The sequence below is a fragment of the Falsihalocynthiibacter sp. S25ZX9 genome (assembly GCF_041205405.1).
GTDB lineage: Bacteria > Pseudomonadota > Alphaproteobacteria > Rhodobacterales > Rhodobacteraceae > Falsihalocynthiibacter > Falsihalocynthiibacter arcticus.
In genome coordinates this window covers 1-322 of the sequence record NZ_JBGFCD010000162.1, presented here as the reverse complement: position 1 = coordinate 322, position 322 = coordinate 1, and the positions used below count along the sequence as shown (strand labels likewise).

The 322-nt window shown below is 56.2% G+C and carries 1 pseudogene; it reads left to right on the top strand.

Going from position 1 to position 322, the window contains the following annotated elements:
* Positions 1-322 (top strand): annotated as a pseudogene (locus AB9F29_RS21720) (ArgP/LysG family DNA-binding transcriptional regulator); the annotation flags it as partial.

The following is a 322-nucleotide window of genomic DNA, read 5'->3' as shown; positions in this document are numbered from 1 at the left end:
AACCGATGAAGCGATCCGCACAGCTCCTGCGCTTTTGGATAGTCACAAAGATAAGCTGCAAAGGGAATGGGTTCACCGCCAACTCGGTCACAATATCACGACTCAGAACCACAAAATCCACTCGGCACGGGGTTTTGTGGATGCCGCCTTGCTGGGCATGGGGTGCGGCATGAACCCTGAAGTGTTGATTAGGGGCCACCTCACGCAGGGACGTCTGGTCGCCCTTGATCCCGCGACCCAACTGGATATTCCGTTGTTTTGGCAGGTCAATCGGCGGGTTGCTCCGGCGCTCGCCCCCATTACAAAAGCGGTGAAATTGGCA